This window comes from Arthrobacter sp. OV608 (genome assembly GCA_900110595.1).
Taxonomy (GTDB): Bacteria; Actinomycetota; Actinomycetes; order Actinomycetales; family Micrococcaceae; genus Arthrobacter.
On sequence record FOEZ01000025.1, the window covers coordinates 15,965 to 32,527 of the forward strand.

Annotated in this window: 11 protein-coding genes; 8 read left to right on the forward strand and 3 right to left on the reverse strand. The window is 62.8% G+C overall.

What is annotated here, in order from left to right; all coding sequences use genetic code 11:
• Window positions 1–206 precede the first annotated feature (206 nt).
• Genes BMX78_RS20575 through BMX78_RS20585 form a run of 3 tightly spaced genes read left to right on the forward strand, consistent with a single transcriptional unit; the run spans window position 207 to window position 4,034 of the window.
• Complete coding sequence (locus tag BMX78_RS20575) at window positions 207–1,427, forward strand: hydantoinase/oxoprolinase N-terminal domain-containing protein (protein ID WP_286139195.1); 1,221 nt, start codon at window positions 207–209, stop codon at window positions 1,425–1,427.
• Window positions 1,424–2,506 carry a DUF917 domain-containing protein gene (locus BMX78_RS20580; RefSeq protein WP_091423817.1) on the forward strand — a complete coding sequence of 361 codons (1,083 nt, stop codon included), beginning with the start codon at window positions 1,424–1,426 and terminating at the stop codon, window positions 2,504–2,506. Before BMX78_RS20575 ends, BMX78_RS20580 begins: the two co-directional genes overlap by 4 nt.
• Window positions 2,499–4,034: a PucR family transcriptional regulator gene (locus BMX78_RS20585; protein WP_286139196.1), complete on the forward strand. Its 1,536-nt coding sequence runs from the start codon at window positions 2,499–2,501 to the stop codon at window positions 4,032–4,034. Before BMX78_RS20580 ends, BMX78_RS20585 begins: the two co-directional genes overlap by 8 nt.
• A 78-nt stretch (window positions 4,035–4,112) precedes the next feature.
• Here the strand turns inward: BMX78_RS20585 and BMX78_RS20590 are convergent, their stop codons facing one another.
• The 3 genes from BMX78_RS20590 to BMX78_RS20600 form a co-directional block, all read right to left on the reverse strand.
• Window positions 4,113–5,060: a zinc-binding dehydrogenase gene (locus tag BMX78_RS20590; protein WP_170850897.1), complete on the reverse strand. Its 948-nt coding sequence runs from the start codon at window positions 5,058–5,060 to the stop codon at window positions 4,113–4,115.
• 413 nt (window positions 5,061–5,473) lie between these two features.
• Window positions 5,474–6,298 carry an aspartate/glutamate racemase family protein gene (locus BMX78_RS20595; protein ID WP_286139197.1) on the reverse strand — a complete coding sequence of 275 codons (825 nt, stop codon included), beginning with the start codon at window positions 6,296–6,298 and terminating at the stop codon, window positions 5,474–5,476.
• Window positions 6,295–7,584, reverse strand: coding sequence for an MFS transporter (locus BMX78_RS20600; protein ID WP_286139198.1), 1,290 nt, complete (start codon window positions 7,582–7,584; stop codon window positions 6,295–6,297). Before BMX78_RS20600 ends, BMX78_RS20595 begins: the two co-directional genes overlap by 4 nt.
• A 653-nt stretch (window positions 7,585–8,237) precedes the next feature.
• On the opposite strand from BMX78_RS20600, the gene BMX78_RS20605 reads away from it, so the two are divergent.
• The 5 genes from BMX78_RS20605 (at window position 8,238) to BMX78_RS20625 (ending at window position 16,410) form a co-directional block, all read left to right on the forward strand.
• Entirely contained in the window at window positions 8,238–10,289 is a 2,052-nt protein-coding gene (locus tag BMX78_RS20605) for a hydantoinase/oxoprolinase family protein (RefSeq protein WP_091423823.1), read from the forward strand.
• Window positions 10,290–10,299: 10 nt separating this feature from the next.
• Entirely contained in the window at window positions 10,300–11,973 is a 1,674-nt protein-coding gene (locus tag BMX78_RS20610) for a hydantoinase B/oxoprolinase family protein (RefSeq protein ID WP_091423826.1), read from the forward strand.
• Window positions 11,974–12,015: 42 nt separating this feature from the next.
• Window positions 12,016–12,471, forward strand: a complete 456-nt coding sequence (locus BMX78_RS20615) for a hypothetical protein (protein WP_091423829.1) — start codon at window positions 12,016–12,018, stop codon at window positions 12,469–12,471.
• Window positions 12,472–12,534: 63 nt separating this feature from the next.
• A complete protein-coding gene (locus tag BMX78_RS20620) occupies window positions 12,535–13,794 on the forward strand; it encodes a metal-dependent hydrolase family protein (RefSeq protein ID WP_091423831.1) in 1,260 nt (419 codons plus the stop codon).
• A gap of 399 nt (window positions 13,795–14,193) precedes the next feature.
• Window positions 14,194–16,410 (forward strand): catalase, encoded by a 2,217-nt coding sequence (locus BMX78_RS20625; RefSeq protein WP_091423836.1) that lies wholly within the window; start codon window positions 14,194–14,196, stop codon window positions 16,408–16,410.
• The last annotated feature ends 153 nt before the right edge of the window (window positions 16,411–16,563 follow it).

Genomic DNA, 16,563 nt, shown 5'->3' on the forward strand with positions numbered 1-16,563 from the left:
ACGCGGGGAGCCTTAGAGGACGACTGGTGGTGGGCCCTATAAACATGGAAAATATTCACCACTCGGCAGCTACTCACCGTTGGTAGAAGCCAGGCAGGAACCGAACAATGAGAGTGGGACTGCGGCTACAGGCAACCAGCTGCCGGACTGTTGTGCTGGACGGGCGGACTGTAGTTTCCGCGGGTCGGGAGGTGCACGCGGGGAGCTTGTCGGAAGCGTTGGACTCGTCCTTGTCCGGGCTCCGTCGGGAGTTCGGGTCCGACATCACGGCGATCACTGCCGACGTCGGGCGGGCCTTGGGGGAGCGGAAACTGGCCGACGTCGTCGCCATCCGCATTTCGCCCCGTCCGCCCTCGGATGCCTTCCACATGACCGTGCTGCCACCGCTTGTTGAGCCGGCAGTGACCCGGACAGTTCATGTGCGCGGGGGCCACGATCTGCGGGGACGGCCTTTGGCCCGCTTGGACTTGGAGGGGTTCCTGGCCGATCTCCCCGGCATCCTTTCCGCTGATGTACGGAACGTGGCGATCACTTCTGTCGGTTCGACGGCGTCAAACGACCATGAAACGCGCATAGCCGATGCCATCCTGGGCCACGACAGAGATATGCGTATCAGTATCTCCAGCGACTTCTATTCCAGCGTTTTCCGCGACCGCGACTACACGGCCATCCTTAACAGCGCCCTGATGCAGACGGGGGAAGAACTGGCTGTCATGCTTGAGGCTGCGGGCCGGCGCCAGTTTCCGGCCGCCCACTTGTCATTTGCAAAGAACGACGGCGGCCGCGCACCTCTGTCACGGCTGGCATTGACGCCTGTGCACGGGTTGCGCCCCGAGCCCGCGATGGGAATTCTTGGCGCCGCCACCCTAGCGGGAATCCCCGAGGGGGAAGTCATTCTCTGCATGGAGACTGGAGCCATGGTGGGTCACATCCATGGAGGCCTGCCTGTCGCCAGAAGCCTCATCCGCCAGGGATTTGATGCAAGCCTCGCCAGCAACACCGCCATTCTCGAGCCATACACAATCCACCATCCGGTTCGCGCAGGCATCCCCTCCGTGATTGCCGACCTCCGCGAGGAGAAGGAGACCGCCCTGCCCTTCGGGCTGGTGCCTACTCCGTCGGCGGCCCAGGACGCCGCGCTGGTAGGAGCTGCCGCTGCGCCGCTGACAGCCTGGATCGACAGGCTCGAAACCGTCAGCGGCCGAGCCGACCTGAAACGAGTACAGAACCTCGCCGAAGACGACGCCCAGTCGGCGGCCGTCCAGTTGGGCGCCACCCCCGGGCAAACCCAAATCATTGAATCGAACGTCTATGCCATGCCCTACGGCAATCCCGGAATCGTTCGAATCCGGGTCCAGGCGGCAGGAGAAGCGTCCGGCGACGAGGAACACGAGCTGCCCACAGCCGCGCGGGGGGCCACCCCATGAGCACCATACTCACCCCCGAGGACGTCCGGAACCTCCGCACTGGTGCCCACTTCCTGACCTGCACCATCGACCCGACGGCTATCTACATTTACGCAGAAATGATCCAACGGGCCATGGAGGACAGGTCGTTGGAACTCATCACCGTCGACGAGCTTGCTCCCGACGATCTGGTGGTGGCGGTCGGAATGGTGACACAGGGGCTTTTCATCGCCGACATGCCTCCCGTAGGTGATGAGTTCCTCGGCTGCATCCGTGCCATCGAGGCCAGTCTCGGCCGGCCGGTGCGGGCGGTCTATTCGCTCGCTGCCGCGAACATCAACGGAATCGTCCCCCTCATGGTTGGGCTGCAGTCCTCGTTGCCCGTCATCGATGCCGACCCCATGGGCCGCGTCTTCCCCTTGATCAGCCAAACGACGCTGAATATTGGAAACGTGGCGATCGGCCCTATCGCACTCATGGGGGTAACCGGGGAACGGGCGGTGATCGAGGTCGAAAGCGCGCAGCGGGCTGAAACGCTGGTGCGTGCAATAGTGACCGAACTCGGCGGCTGGGCAGCCACTGCCATGTATCCGTGTTCGGCACAACAGCTGATGGAGCATGGCGTCCAGGGCTCCATCAGCCGAATGATCCGGATCGGGCAAATCCTCGAAGCGAGCACCTCCGTTGAGAGAAAGCTGCTGTTGCTCGCCGAACTCCTCGGCACCACCCGCATCGGCCGGGCCCGCGTGAGCCACATCGAAAGCCTCTCCCGGCCCACAGACCTCGGCCTGCCGGCGCAACCGTCCAGCGTGACGCTGGAAGACGAAACCACCGGACGCATCATCCATCTTGAAGTCCAGAATGAGATCCTGCTGGTCCTCGTGGACGGCGAGGTAGCAGCAGCCGTCCCGGACATGGTTACGTTGCTCAATTCCGAGCAGGGCACGGTGGTCAACATCGACGATGTCCAGGTGGGCGATGTTCTGGACATCATGAAGATCACGGCAGCGGCGCAGTGGTACACGGAGGCGGGGCTTGATCTCACCGAGCCGAAGGCCTTCGGCATTCCGATCATGCACCCAAGGCGGCGACATGCGTAGATCAAAAAATGAAACCCGGCTCGATGTCGCCGGTCTATTGGCGCACGGCTCCCTCCGCGGGACCACGCCGCTGTATCTCACTCCGGCCAGCGGGTTGATTGAAAGTGTTGTTCTCGTCTCCCAGCTTGAGGCAATCCGGCAGGTGCGGCCCAATACTGTGGTGGTCCTGTCCTCCGAAATGGGATCAGGGGGTTGGCTCGTCTCCGCGGCGCTGCGACAGGCCTGGGAGCGGCGGGCCAGCGCAGTCATCGTGGCTGGCAGCGCTTATGCAAGCGCGGCGGTGGGACTGGCGGAGCGGTTGGGCATCACCCTGTTGGCCGCTGACGGGGACCCTGCAGGGCTTGCCCTGGAACTGGCAGCCGAGATCGGAGCGGCCCTGTCAGTGGTCGATGCTGAACTGGCCAGGGTCGCCCGGGCAGTCGCAAGGGACACCACGCTCGGTGATGTCCTCAGGACCATTTCCGGGGAGCTGGACGGGCTCGGAGTTTCGCTGGAGTACGACGGCGTGGTTCTGGCCTCCGCCGGAATGCCCCCACGGGACACCGACGAAGTCATCCCCGTGGAAGTCGGCGAAGCCAATAGCGCCGTCCACTTCACCATCACGGCCCGCGTGCCCACTTCCGCTGTCCACAACCTGCGTCTGGTGCGCTCAATCCTTGAGGTTGCCACCCCCTCAGTGAAGGCTGCCTGGCTGCTGGAGGACCTACTCAGCACTGCCCGGGCCGTTCCGACGGCAGCGATCCCCAGGTTGGATCAGGACCTTGACGCGTCAGGCGCGGAGTTCGAGGAAAAACACCGGCATCTGCTGAACCAGTTGGGCTGGCGTGCCGGGGAGCCGTACGTTGCCGTGAGGTTCCGCAGCGCGGAGGAGCAAGACCATCGGCCCGAACTGACGGCCGTGTTGCGCCTGCTCTGGCGCAAGGTCACAGCACGCAGCCCTTTGGCCGAGGTTCATGACGGTTGGCTGACGCTCGTACCGGCCGGGGATCAGGACGCCTCGACCCAGCTCGAAACCCGAATCAGGACACGGCTGGGGCCGGCTCTGGCCGAGCTTGGCCTGGTGGCGGGACTGTCCCGATGGCAGGAGGATGCCCCGGCGCTGGCGATGATCGTGCGTGAGGCGCGGCTGGCTGCTGAATCCGCCCGGCCCATGGGGTCAGGCACAGTTCTAGGTTTAGCCAGCCTAGGGGTGGTCGCGGCCACGACCTTTGTCGACATGGCCGCCGTCGTGGACGTGGCCGAACTGACACTGCCGCGACTGATGGCGGCCCCTGACCGCGATGTGATCATTACTGCGCTGGCCGCTTTTCTCGATCACCGCGGCTCAGTCAGCCTCGCTGCGAAATCCCTCAACCTGCACCGGAACACCCTGCAGGCCCGGCTTAACCGGGCAAGGGAACTCGGCGTCCCGCTTGATATCCCCTCGGAGCTGCTGTCCGTCCACCTCATCGCCAAAGTGCTCCGGCGATCTATGCCGGATAAAACGACTTCCGAAGATGCCCTCGAAAACCAGAAAGGACTCCCCTGACGGCGGGGTGCATGCCTGGGCAGACCCCGGTCCGTGTCCGCCGGACTGTCCACGGACACGGACCCAGGCGCCGCAGGGCTAACTTACTTCGACGACAATCTTCCCTGACTGTTCGTTCGATTCCATGTAACGGTAAGCGTCAAGCACCTGATCGAAATCAAAGACTCTGTCGACTCTGGGACGCAGGTCGCCGGAGCCAATCCGCTGGAGGATGAAGTCGACACCCCGCCTCCGCTCATCCGCCCGTCCAACGTGGTTGAACATCGAGTACGGGTGGAAAACCGACTGGGTTCTGCACATTGCGGCCATAGGGATGACAGGCTGCAAATCGCTCAGTGTTCCGTAGCCGAAAATGACGGCGTTGGGTGCGAGGTGATCGACGTAGACGCCGAGGGACTCTCCGCCGACAGGATCGAAAGCGACCCGAACGCCTTTGCCATTGGTAGTGCGGTTGATGACCTCGCCGAGGTCATCGACACCCACGAGGGCTACTTCGTTTGCGCCGGTCTCAAGGAGGAGCGATCGCTTCTTTTCTGACCGCGTCGTCGCGATCACCTTCGCCCCCAGCGCACGGGCGATCTCGATGGCGCCAAGCCCGGCTGAACTGGCGGCGGCAGTGACGAGCACTGTGTCTTCGCTGCCGAGATCGGCTACCTCTGCGAAGGCGAAGTACGACGTGAGGTATTGCATCCAAACAGAGCAGGCCTCGGCATCCGAAAGTTCCGGTGGGGCAAGGGTGAGATAGTCTGCCGGCAGGACGGCTGTTGTTCCCTGAACGCCGTCGGTTGTGGTGAAGAAGGGAATGCTCGTGACGCGGTCGCCGATACTGAAGGCGGTCACGTTCCCGCCGATCTCGGTGACGGTCCCCACTGCCTCGGACCCGATGCGCGAGGGGAACACCGGGACTGTGTAGTGCTCTCCATGGATGAACATTAAATCTGCCCGGTTGAGTGCGAATGCTGCGACGTTGATGCGGACATCGTTTTCGGCGAGTTGACGTGGGGAAGCAGCTTCCACGGCCAGCACTTCGGGGCCTCCTATGTTGCGGAAGACAACCGCGGAATCCGGCCTGCTCATGCCTGCACCAGCGAGTCGTTGGGCGTGAGGGGAGACAGCAGCTTTGGGCTTTGGTGCTCACCATCACCCATTATGGGGTTGATAGATAGGGTCCGTCTGAACATCGCAGTACCTCCGATTATGCGTAGTGCCGGATGGCACGTCTGATTTTTATTGGGTTAGCCGGCGCTGGTGCCGGCGGGATCGTGGGCAGATGCGGTTACCGGACGCCGCATTGTTGATGACCCGCGAGGTTCCCTCGCCTGCCTCGATCGTGGGATGTCAAGGCAAGCGAGGGTGTTGGTGTACCTCGGGCCAAAGATGCCTCATGGGTGGAGGGCCTCGCCGTCGCGCAAGCGGCCGGCCTGACGAGCGGGGCGTATTTACCCGGACACCCTGGTCATTGACACGATGTGCTTGGGCTCGAGTGCCGGGAAGAACCGCTGGCGTTCCTGGGCAGTGGGCCCGTCGTAGCCCAGGCGTTTGCTGTGCGTCCAGCCGAACCGACGGACCGAATCGATGAGCTGCTCGGCGTGTTTGAGCGGAGCCACAGTCGCGTCGATCACGGGTACGCCAATTTCCTCTTGAACCGTTCGGAAGAATCCGAATTCGGCCGTGCACCCGAGGATGACGACGTCTGCGCCGTCCTTCTCCACAGCCTCGCGGGCTTCGGCCATGATCCGCTTTTCCGTGAGTGCCGGATCTTCTTGGAAGTCATCGACGCCCATCTCGAGCACGCGCCATGAGGCAAGACGCTCTGATGCACCGCAGCGATGGACGTTCTCCGCCATCTCGGGAATCCACTTTTTCCGTCCGACGAGGATGGAGAACCGCTCACCGAGACTGCCGGCGATGCTCAGCGCCGAGTGCGCCGGCCCTACAACCACCATCCGATCGGTGATTTCGCGAGCCGCCCGCAGCGCCGGGTCGTAAAAACACCCGATGACGGCGGCGTCATAGCCTTTTTCTTCCGCCCACCGCACCGTGCGCAACAGCTGTGGAAGCATGAGTGCTTCGAAGGCGTTGTATTCCACATGGGAGGGGCCCTCTCCGTCAAGGGAGACGACGTCAACTTCGGTGCCGGGGCGGACTATCTGGCGGAAGGAGTCCGCCATAGCGCGGTTGTACACATCGGTGAAGAGCGGGTTGATCCATAGGATTCGGGCGTTCTCCGCAAGAGCGTCGAGATTGTCGGTGTGGGTGATCATTCCAATTCACTTCCTTCGGTTTCGGGCAGGAACAGGCCGAGGATGACCGTGGCAAACAAGAACATGTTGATAAACAGAATTGTTGAGGTAGCTCCGGCGGCGGAGGCCAGGAGGAAGCCGACAAGGCTCGGTGCGACCGTATTAGCGACGCGCTGGCCGAATATCCCGAACCCGTAACCTGAGCCACGGAGAGCCGAGGGATAGAACTCGCCCATCCACGTGTCCCAGACGCCCCAGGCCCCGAGAGCGAAGAAGGCCAGCGAGAACATCCCGATGTACATCTCGGTCTCAGTTGCGGCTGTCCCGAAGAAGAAGCCGCCGCCTGCCGCGGCGAGGACGTAGATCGTGAAGATCCATTTGCGCCCAAAACGTCCGGTCAGGTAGGAGGCCGTCATGTATCCGGGGATCATGAGGACTGCGCTGAGGGCGATGAAGGAAAAGCTTGATGAGGCGCTCAATCCTCGCCCTTCAAGCAGTGTTGGCATCCACGATTGAAGTCCCCAGTAGCCCCAGGAGAAGGTGAAGTTGATCAGGACTTGAATGACCGTGATCCGGCCCATCCTCCCCTTGAAGAGGCTCCAGATGGACTGCTTCTCGCCCTCCGATACGGTGAAAATTGTGCCACGGGAAATGCCGCGTGCGCCCAGCAGTTCGAGGACATCGTGTGCCTCTTCGCTCCGCCCCTGCTTCGCCAGCCAGTAGGGGGATTCCGGAACGACCTTGTACAGAACGATGCCCCACAGGCTGGCAAGTGCGCTAACGGCAATGACCCAGCGCCAGCCGTGCCCGCCGATGAGGGCAGCGGTGCCGAGGGCGGCCAGGATACCGATCGGCCACCCTGCGGCCAGGTAGACGGCGGCCCTTCCGCGGGCCTTAACCGGGAGCAGTTCTTCAAAATAGGGGAAAGTCACAGTGAAGACGCCGGAGAACAACAGGCCGGCGAGGAAGCGGGCCACCGAGAGGGTCTCAAAATTCGGTGCGAAGCAACTCAGGAGCGTGAAGACCCCATAACCGGCGAAGCTCCATGCGCAGGTGGCTTTCCTGCCGATCCGGTCCGAGATGGGGCCCCAAACCAGTGATCCGGGGATCATCCCCAAAAAGAGCGCCGAGATGGCGATTCCTACCTGCGTCATGCCGACCTGGAGGCTGGCGGCCAGGTCACCAGCAACATAGGTAAGCATGAGCATTTCCCAGGCCTCGATTGCGAAAGCAATGAAGAGGACTGCGCAGATTTTGAAGTGGATGGACCCGAAGGGCATGTCGCGGAATGCGTGCCCGACGGCCATCGAGCGAGGTGGGCTCGCCGTCCCGGGCGTTTGCCCTGAAATGAGTGGGTCGATACTGGACATGTCTTGACCTCCGATATTTTGGACAGGATAAGAAGTACACGCAGTTTTTCTGTGCACGGAGAACAGCCCGGATATCAAGGAATCCACCTCGGAGCAGCTCATCCAAGCCTCCACCCGGAGTGGATGGCCCTAGCCCTCCGCCGAGTGATTGCGATCACACTACAAACCAGGGGCGCTCCGACGGTGTTCACTCTGCACTTTTCTGATTCGTCCTTTTGGGCGTAAAGCACTGGGCTTCTAAATGCGCACCCCTCTACGCAGGTCAGAGGACTTTCGTGGCTTCGGAATATTGGACCCGATTCTCCACACGCCGCTGCCAGACTCTTGGCGAAGCCCAATCGGAAGCGGCTTTTGTCGCACTGGCGAGGGGCAAGGGCCAATTCAGTAAAACCTCACGCCCATTTTGCGGAGCCCACCTGTCCCGGTAGTTCCGGTGTGTGCACGGCAGTGTTATGCACTCTGCCTGTCCCGCCGCAGCCGATTCATGCAGTATGCCCAGCATCCCGGCCGGCCCCATTTGTACTGTGATCTCCCACACGGAAAGTTCCATTCCGGAACCATTTCCATTCCACAACCATAAGGAGATACACATGCCGAACTACAGGGTGTCGATGGATATCGGCGGAACCTTTACAGACATCGTGGCGTACGATCAGGACGCCGGCACGTACGCCGCTACGAAAGCGTCCACTACGCCGGGGAACCTGAGTGCCGGTGTCATCGCAGGCCTCGAATCGATAGTTGATGATCTCTCGGACATCGATTTCCTGGTCCACGGCACCACCCAGGGCCTGAATGCGTTCCTGGAACGTCGTGGGGTTCCAGTGCTGCTGCTGGCCACGGCCGGCATCGAAGATACCTATCACATTGCCCGCGGCCCCCGTCTTGAGCTCTACAATGCCCAGTACCGCAAGCCTGCCCCGCTGGTCGAGCGCAAGGACGTCATCGGCGTAGGTGGCAGGTTGGACAGTCAAGGCCAGGAACTCGTGCCCTTGGATGAACTGGCAGTCCGCCAGGCAGCGCGCCGGGCAGTGGATGAGGGGTACGGCGCCGTCGCCGTTGCATTCCTGTTCAGCTACAAGAACCCCGCGCACGAACTTAGGGCCCGCGAAATTCTGATCGAGGAGCTCGGGGAAGACTTCACAGTCTCCCTTTCACACGAAGCAGCCAAGGAATGGCGCGAATACGAGCGCACGTCCTCCGCCGTCGTGGAGGCTTATACGGGGCCGGTTGTACGAAACTACCTCTTGGACCTGGAAGAGAAACTCACTGACCGGGGAGTGGAAGCCCCGCTGCACATCATGCAGTCTTCTGGCGGCGTCCTTACCGCCGAGTCCGCCCGTAAGCGGCCGCTGCAGACGCTGCTTTCCGGCCCCGTCGGCGGTGCCATGGGCGACGTCGAACTGGCGGGTGTCTCGGGAAACCGTAACCTCATCGGTGTGGACATGGGCGGCACATCCTTTGATGTTTCCTTGGTGGTTGACGGCAAGCCGGACGTCTCCACGGAGGCCCACCTTGAGGGTCTGCCGATGCTCATGAGCGTTGTCAACATCCATACCGTCGGCGCTGGCGGCGGTTCCGTCGCTTGGCTCGAAGCCGGCGGCCTACGGGTGGGACCGCGTTCCGCTGGAGCCAATCCCGGGCCGGCCTGCTACGGCCGCGGCGGGACGGAACCCACCGTTACCGACGCCAACCTGGTGCTCGGCCGTGTCGACCCCGACTGGTTCGCCGGCGGACAGGTCGCCTTGGACCGTGAAGCCGCTATAACAGCCCTGAAAACAGTAGGTGACCAGCTCGGGCTGGACCCCATCGCCATGGCAGAAGGCATCTGCGACGTCGCCAACTCGCAGATGGCACAGGCCATCCGGACCATCACCATCTCCCGCGGCATCGAACCCCGCGACTTCTCCCTCGTAGCCTTCGGCGGAGCCGGACCCATGCACGCCGTCTTCCTTGCTAAGGAACTTGGCATCCCGGAAACGATCGTTCCGCGCTTCCCCGGCGCCTTCTCCGCCTGGGGCATGCTGCAAACCAACATTCGTAAGGACTTCTCCGAACCCTACTTCTACCTTGACGAAGACATCGATGTGGCAGACATGGCCGGCGTCCTGCGCTCGATGGAGGTCGAAGGCTTGTCGTCTCTGGTCTCGGAAGGAGTCCCGGAGGAAAGCCGCACCACGACGGCGTCCGTGGACGTCCGCTACCAATCGCAGGAATTCTCCCTGAACGTTCCACTCACGTCCGCTGACGAACCCGAGTCTCCCGACTTCATCGCCAACCTTGCTGTCCGCTTTTCCGCGATGTACCACGAGCGCTACGGCCACTCCAACCTCGGCGCCCCGATCGAAATCGTCACACTCCGCACCCAGGCCGTCGGCGACCTGGGACGACTGGAAGCTCCAAGTCACGTCACCGCACAGGACCCGGGGTTCAAGCACGAAATCCGCCGCGTGGTCTTTGACCACATCGAGCACGACACCACCGTAGTCCGCCGGGATGACCTCGCGGCCGGCCACACATTCGAAGGACCCGCAATCATCGTGGAGCAGACCGCCACCACCGTGGTTCCCCCCGGGTTCAATGTCAAAGTCGACGAGTTCGGCTCCCTGGTCATCCGCTCTGAAGACGTCGAAGGAAACTGAGGTACCAAAAATGACAATTGCAGCAGTCAAAACCCTTGATCCTGTCACCGTGGAAATCATCCGCAACGCGCTCACCAGCGCCGCAGATGACATGAACGCCACGCTGATCCGTTCCGCTTACTCACCCATCCTCTATGAGGGCGGGGACTGCGTCGTGGCCCTCCTCGACACCGAACACCGCGTGCTCGGACAGTCCGCCGGCCTGCCGCTGTTCCTCGGCAACCTCGAAACCTGTTCGATCGCTGTGGAGGAAATGTACGGCCGCGAGGTCTGGCAGGAAGGGGACATCTGGATCCTCAATGACTCATACCTGGGCGGCACTCACCTCAACGATGTGACCCTTTTTGCTCCGATCTTTGACGAAGGCGCGGTGGTGGGATTCGCGGCCACCCGTGCGCACTGGATGGACATGGGGTCCAAGGATGTCGGCGGCTCAATGGACTCGACGGACATCTTCCAGGAAGGCTTCAGGATGGGGCCGGTCAAGCTGGTCGAAGCCGGAATTGAGACTTCGGTTGTGGACCTGATCCGGACCAATGTGCGTTTCCCCTACCAGACCATTGGTGACATGCATGCGATGATCGCAGCCCTCCGGATGGGGACCACCCGGATGAAGGAGCTCGTGGGCAGGTACGGGATGGAGCAGCTGAATGCCGCCCGCGATGAGATCTTCCGCCAAACGGAGGAAATTGAGCGTGCGACCGTGCGCAACATCCCGGACGGGGTCTACGAAGCCGAGGGCTTCCTGGACAACGACGGCGTCAATTTGGACACTCCCATTCCGATCAAGCTGCGCGTCACTGTGGCCGGCGACACCGTTGACTTCGATGTGACCGGATCGGCGGACCAGACCCTTGGCCCGGTCAATTGTGGTGCCGCCCAGGCCGTCTCGGCACTGCGGGTAGGCTACAAACTCCTGGTCAGCCCGGAGTCCAACTCCAACGGCGGTTCATTCCGGCCAATGACCACCCAGGTTCGGTCCGGCTCAGTGCTCGGCGCCGTTACACCGGCCGCATGCCAGTGGTACTTCTCCCACCTGGGGCTGCTGATCGACCTCGTCTCCAGGGCAATGGCCCCTGCCATGCCCGAACGCGTCGCCAGCGCCAGCCACGGTGACTCAATGATTATTACCGCCGCCGGTTTCGACGCCCGCTTCGGCCGGAACTTCGTCACCATGGAAGCAACCCTGGGCGGCTGGGGTGCCTGGCAGGGCACGGATGGCGAGTCAGCCATGATCAACAACGTCAACGGGTCCCTCAAGGACCTGCCCATCGAGATGCTGGAGACCCGCTACCCGTTCCGGATCAACGAGTACTCCATCCGCCCCAACTCCGGCGGTCCCGGGCAGTACCGTGGGGGCAACGGTGTGGTGCGCGAATACGAATTCCTGGCTGACTGCGTGGTGGGGCTCTGGTTCGAGCGGTCGAAGACCCCCGCCTGGGGGCTCTTCGGCGGTTCGGACGCCCAGGGGCCGGAAGTTGTGATCAACCCCGGCCGCCCTGATGAGGTCCGCACGCTGAAGGCGAACGCCCGCAAGGTCAAGGCCGGCGACGTGGTCCGCCTCGCCGTGGGAGGGGGCGGCGGCTTCGGAGAGGTCTCCAAACGCTCCCGTGATGCCATCACCTATGACATCGTCAACGGTTTCATCACCGAGGACTTCGCCAAGACCCACTACGGCTACTAAGCACCAAATGGATGGGTTCCCATCAATAAAAGAAAGGACTCCATGAGTTCCCCATTTGAATCCTTCGACGACGTGTACGCTCACGCCCAGGAAGAAGTCGGTGTCATCCTCTTTACCGCCTCCGTCATCGCCGATAGTGGCGCCAGTATGGCACGCGTCTACACCACTCATCCCGATGTCTATCCCGTGGGCGGGAAGAAGACCCTCGCCGGGGACACGAACCGCGTGTGGCTGAAGCAGGTGCTCATTGGACAGCAGCCGTTCCTGGGAGCGGACAAGGAAGCGGTCCGCGCGTTCTTCTTTGACTCGGCAACCATCGAGTCCTTGGGCTGCGGGGCGATCGTCAACGTTCCAGTCGTGAGCAACGGCCAGACCATCGGATCCATGAATTTCCTTGGCCCTGAAGGCAGCTACGACCAAGAATCGGTGGACGCAGCCGTGGACGTCGCACGGCGGTCTGTTCATCTGTTCGAAGAAGCCCTTACCAGCGCCAACTAGTTCCTTCGCGGGCGGGCATCAATTGGGGGCCCGCCCGCAAGGGCAAAAACAAAGGAACCACACGTGACCACTTTGGGAATCCTGACAATACGGAACGCCCTAATCTTCGACGGTGAATCACCAGATTTGGTTGAGGGCTCCATCAGCATCCGGGATGGCCGGATCACGGGCATAGGCCTGGAGGTGGAAGAGGCCGGCGTCGTCCTTGACGCTGGCGGCCGGGTGGTGATTCCGGGCCTCATTGATGCCCACTTCCATGCCTACGCGCTCAGCCTGACCTCGGCGGTCAACGAAACCGGGCCGCTGAGCTACTCCGCACTGGCAGGTGCCCGCAGACTTGAGGCCGCACTCACCAGGGGCTTCACGTCCGTCCGGGATGTGGCGGGGGGTGACGTAGGCCTGGCAACTGCCATCGAGGAAGGGCTGTATCCCGGTCCCCGGTACTTCTTTACCGGTCCGGCCCTAAGCCAGACCGGTGGTCACGGCGACATCCGCGCTGCGAACGACGGAAGCTGCTTCCATGGCGGCCACATGTGCGAGGTAGTGGACGGCGTGGAGGACCTGCTGCTGGCGGTGCGCCACCGGTTCCGGACCGGTGCCACGGCCATCAAGATCATGACCTCAGGAGGTGTGATCTCCCCGGTCGATCCCATCCGTGTGCCCCAGTACAGCGCGGCGGAAATCCGCGTGGTCACAGAAGAGGCATCGCGGCGGGGCAGCTACGCCACCGCGCACGCCTACTCGCCCGAAGCCATCAGCCATTCTGTGCTGAACGGGGTCGGCTGCATCGAACACGGCAACCTGCTGGATGCCGAAACGGCCCGGCTCATGGCGGAGCACGACGTCTATCTGGTGCCCACGCTGGTCACGTACGACGCCATGGGCCGCCGCGGAGCGGAAATCGGACTGACCGAGGTGGGCGCCGCCAAGAACCAGGAAGTACTGGCGGCCGGCAAGAACGCCGTCACGCTGGCGCGCGACGCCGGAGTCCGGATTGGTTTCGGCACCGACCTCATGGGTGAGCTTGAGGATGAACAGCTCGCCGGGCTTCGCCTGCAGTGCGAAGTGCTGGGCGTCTACGACGCACTCCGCTCTGCAACATCGACCAACGCTGCGCTCCTCCGGCGAGAAGACCTTGGACGCGTCGCGGAGGGGGCCTGTGCGGACCTGGTGATACTGGATGGCAATCCTTTTGAGGAGCCCGCAGTGCTGTGGGACGAGAGCCGGAACCGCACCGTCATCAAGGATGGTCGCGTTGTTCCTTCCGGCAGCCTTCAGGCCGATCCTGCGATGGACGAAGCTATCAGCGGCGCCCACGCCTGACGGTCTGCCCGGGCGGGCAGCCATTGAAGACGACGGCGGGAAGTCCCGCCGTCGTCTTCTTTCACGGGGACTTTGGTCCTCCGCGAGGCATTGCGTGCCGCTGTGGCGGGGGACTGCCCGAAGCGGGCTGGGGCATGGGCTGGGAGAGATGGCGTACTCCAAGAAGTGTGCTCACCGATCCAGACGGTGCTTGGTGTTGAATCCTCCGGCTTCGGTAATGGGGCCGGTTCCGTCAGGTTCTCGAAGCTGCCGCGGTTGCTCATGTGGAAGTCCGGATCCCGGGCAAAATTTGTGGTATCGGAAAACGTTCCTTAGGGTGCAGAGCAATGCTAAGTACGCTTAGTATTTCGGTCATCGGCCGAGGACTGCCAGTTTTGCCCATCCAGAGGAGAAATATTCGTGCCAGAAAAGAGCAGCATCAACATCCCCGGCGTCCCGGCAAGCGAACCTGCCAGCCTGGACGAACCCACAACCCCGCGGGAGCCTCTGCCGCCCAAGCCGGACCAGCGGGGACCTGAGGCGGTCTCCCCCACCGGAAGCCCAACAGGGGCACCGGCCACATCACGCGCACAGTCCGGCCAGTACCTGACCACCGCCCAAGGGCTTCGCCTTCGCGATACCGACCACTCCCTGAAGGCCGGTTCGCGCGGGCCCATCCTGCTGCAGGACCACCACCTGCGGGAAAAGATCACGCACTTTGACCACGAGCGCATTCCGGAGCGCGTAGTCCACGCCCGCGGCGCCGGAGCCCACGGCGTGTTCCGCTCCTACGGCACTGCGGCCAACATCACCCGCGCGGGTTTCCTGGCCAAAGACGTTGAGACTCCGGTCTTCGTCCGCTTTTCCACCGTACTGGGCTCCCGCGGCTCTGCCGACACTGTCCGTGATACCCGCGGGTTCTCGACGAAGTTCTATACCGACGAAGGCACCTATGACCTGGTAGGCAACAACATCCCGGTCTTCTTCGTCCAGGACGGCATCAAGTTCCCGGACATCGTGCACGCCGCGAAACCGCATCCGGACCGGGAAATTCCCCAGGCACAGAGCGCCCATGACACATTCTGGGACTTCGTCTCCCTCCACACCGAGGCCCAGGCGCACACGATGTGGAACATGTCGGACCGGGGAATCCCGCGTTCCTACCGGACCATGGAAGGCTTCGGGGTCCATACCTTCCGGTTCGTCAATGCGGAAGGCCGCACCACCCTGGTGAAGTTCCACTGGAAGCCAAAGCAGGGCGTCCACTCGCTGGTATGGGAAGAAGCGCAGATCATCAACGGCATGGATCCGGACTTCCACCGCCGGGACCTGGCCGACGCCATCGAAGCCGGCGCCTACCCGGAGTGGGAGCTCGGGGTCCAGACGTTCCCGGACACCGAAGACCAGATGTTTGAAGGTATCGACCTGCTCGACCCCACCAAGTTCGTACCGGAGGAACTGGCTCCGGTCCAGCCCATTGGCCTCATGACCCTCAACGCCAATCCCACCAACTTCTTCGCCGAAACCGAGCAGGTGGCGTTCCACCCCGGCCACCTGGTTCCCGGGATCGACGTCACCAACGATCCACTGCTGCAGGTACGCCTCTTTTCGTACCTGGACACCCAGATCTCCCGCCTGGGCGGCCCCAACTTCGGTCAGATCCCCATCAACCGTCCGCAGGCTCCGGTGAACGACATGCTGCGGGACGGGATGCACCAGCAGGCAGTCCACGGTGGAGTCGCTCCCTACCGGCCCAACTCGCTCGACGGCGGCTGCCCGTTCCTCGCCGGACAGGACATGGGGTCATTTATTGATGTGCCGGAGGAGCTGGCTGCCTCCATCAAGGAGCGCAGGAACCCGGCGTCCTTTGACGACCATTACAGCCAGGCGGGCCTCTTCTTCCGCAGCTTGAGCCCTGTGGAACAGGACCATGTGATCCAGGCTTACACATTCGAGCTGGGCAAATGCTACGAAAAGTCCATCCGGGAACGGCAGCTCGCAGCTCTGGCCAACGTGGACGCCGGACTGTGCGCCGCAGTAGCCAAGGGCCTTGGCCTGCCCGCCCCCGCTGCAACAGAACAGGTTCCGGAGTCCGAGCCCAGCCCTGCCCTGTCACAGGTGGGCAAGACCTGGCCTGTTGCCGGCCGGATTGTAGGGATCCTGGCCGATGAGGGCAGCGACCTTGCTGCCGTGAACGCGGCACGAAAGGCTTTGGACGCGGAGGGCATCGTCCCGCTGGTCATCGCTCCGGCGGCGGGCTTCCTGGGATCAGAGAACGACGGCGGGGTCCCCGTGCAGCGTACCTATCTCACCGCGCGCTCAACAGAGTTTGACGCGGTCATCGTTGCCGCGGCTGCCGCTCCGGCTCCCGACGCCGCACCTGGGCTTGACGCCAAGGCTGCCGCCCCCGGGGGTGCTTTGGATCCGCGGGCAGTGCTGCTGTTGACAGAGGCATTCAGGCACGCAAAGGCTATAGCCTCGCTGGACAGCAGCGCAGCGGCTTTGAAAGCGGCAGGCATACCGCAGGATGCTCCCGGCATTGTGTCCGGCAAGGAGGTGGAAGCCTTGATAACGGAATTGACGGGCCTGCTGGAAGCCCACCGGGTGTGGGAACGGTTCCCGGCAGCGTCGGCCTAGGAATCTGCCGGCCCATGTGCTTGGGCAGCCGGAGTGACGCCCTCCCCCTCGGCTCAGCCGACGGGGAGGGCTTCACCAGCCGAAAGAGTTTGGTGAAAGGTTGGTGACCGGCGGCCGGTGGGGGGTCGGCACTCCTGCTGTTTTGTGGTAATT

What these genes read in the sequence shown, in the direction of transcription:
- BMX78_RS20580 (WP_091423817.1), top strand. Translation starts at nt 1,424, where the DNA reads ATGAGCACCATACTCACCCCCGAGGACGTCCGGAACCTCCGCACTGGT.
- BMX78_RS20585 (WP_286139196.1), top strand. Translation starts at nt 2,499, where the DNA reads ATGCGTAGATCAAAAAATGAAACCCGGCTCGATGTCGCCGGTCTATTG.
- BMX78_RS20595 (WP_286139197.1), bottom strand. Translation starts at nt 6,298, where the DNA reads ATGATCACCCACACCGACAATCTCGACGCTCTTGCGGAGAACGCCCGA.
- BMX78_RS20600 (WP_286139198.1), bottom strand. Translation starts at nt 7,584, where the DNA reads ATGGCCGTCGGGCACGCATTCCGCGACATGCCCTTCGGGTCCATCCAC.
- BMX78_RS20605 (WP_091423823.1), top strand. Translation starts at nt 8,238, where the DNA reads ATGCCGAACTACAGGGTGTCGATGGATATCGGCGGAACCTTTACAGAC.
- BMX78_RS20610 (WP_091423826.1), top strand. Translation starts at nt 10,300, where the DNA reads ATGACAATTGCAGCAGTCAAAACCCTTGATCCTGTCACCGTGGAAATC.
- BMX78_RS20615 (WP_091423829.1), top strand. Translation starts at nt 12,016, where the DNA reads ATGAGTTCCCCATTTGAATCCTTCGACGACGTGTACGCTCACGCCCAG.